Annotated in this window: 2 protein-coding genes and 1 pseudogene; all 3 read left to right on the plus strand. The window is 59.4% G+C overall.

Going from position 1 to position 1282, the window contains the following annotated elements:
• Window positions 1-124: 124 nt before the first annotated feature.
• Window positions 125-778 carry an HD domain-containing protein gene (locus tag AC1DLB_RS30280; protein ID WP_019582749.1) on the plus strand — a complete coding sequence of 218 codons (654 nt, stop codon included), beginning with the start codon at window positions 125-127 and terminating at the stop codon, window positions 776-778.
• Window positions 779-905: 127 nt separating this feature from the next.
• A complete protein-coding gene (locus AC1DLB_RS30285; RefSeq protein WP_018926197.1) occupies window positions 906-1160 on the plus strand; it encodes a hypothetical protein in 255 nt (84 codons plus the stop codon).
• Window positions 1161-1213: 53 nt separating this feature from the next.
• Window positions 1214-1282 (plus strand): annotated as a pseudogene (locus tag AC1DLB_RS30290) (termination factor Rho); the annotation flags it as partial.

Consider the following 1282-nt stretch of genomic DNA (forward strand, 5'->3'; position numbering starts at 1 on the left):
CTGCTGCGCAGCCGAACGCAGCCTCGCAGGCTCGGCAGCTGCTACGGATTGCATTTACGGTTTAACTTACTGGCATTGGAGCAAGCTCCCTCGCCACAAAAGCGTTTTCATACTTAGGACATTTATGAGCACCGCCGCTTTCGCGCCTCTGCAGAATCTAGCCTCTGAACTGCTGCCCCATGCGCTGGAACCTGGCGAGGATGGCGCCCACGATCTGTCGCACTTGCAACGGGTATGGCACAACGTGCGCACGCTTCATGCTGAAGAAAGCGGTGATCTTGAGGTCCTGCTGGCCGCCGTGCTGTTGCACGATTGCGTGGCAGTGGAGAAGAACTCGCCGCTGCGTTCCCAGGCGTCACGGCTGGCGGCGCAGAAAGCGTCGACAGTGCTGACAGCCATGGATTGGCCTGACGCAAAAATCACCGCGGTCGTCCATGCCATTGAGGCCCATAGCTTCAGCGCCAACATCACACCCACGACCCTCGAAGCCCGAATCATCCAGGACGCCGACCGCCTCGACTCGCTTGGCATGCTCGGCGTGGCGCGTACTTTCTACATTGCCGGGCGCATGGGCAGCGCGCTGTACGACCCTGTGGACCCGGAGGCAAACGAGCGGGACTACGATGACAAACGCTTTTGCCTCGATCATTTCCAGACCAAATTGCTGCACCTGGCGGACGGCTTCCAAACGACCACCGGCCAGCGTCTGGCACAGGTTCGCCATCAACGCTTGAAGGGATTCATGGAGCTGTTCAAGGAAGAAATCGGCGTCGGCTGAGGAGCCAGAGCCACACCGCTCGTCGTTCATCAGGCACCAATCCCGGTCGGGGACGGACCAATATCGAGTAAGGGCTCGCCAATGCGAGCGAGGAGCAACACTCGTCCATCCCAACCAAGAGGTCACCATGAACGTCGATAAAAACCTGGAAAAAGAAGTCCTGACCCGCCTGCTGCATGCCCATCCAAGCGGCTTGGGCAAGGAGGTTCTGGACAATTACCGGGGGGAGAAAGTCGTGGCCAGCACCCTTGCGACGCTGCAGGAGCGTGGGCTGATCCAGCACGGTCATGTGATCTGCAACGAAGCCGGCGAGCACTCGCTGAACCTGCCGATCAAACTCAGCGCCGCTGGGGTTGAGGCGGCGCGCAAACTGGATAACTAACCGAGCAGGAGCTGGCGAAGCCTGCGCCAGCTCCTATAGCCAGGAGAAATCCCATGCCTCGTGGAAGCAAAGACAAATACACCGCCGAGCAGAAACGCAAGGCCGAACACATCGAAGAAAAC

This window comes from Pseudomonas sp. 05N434, from assembly GCF_056396965.1.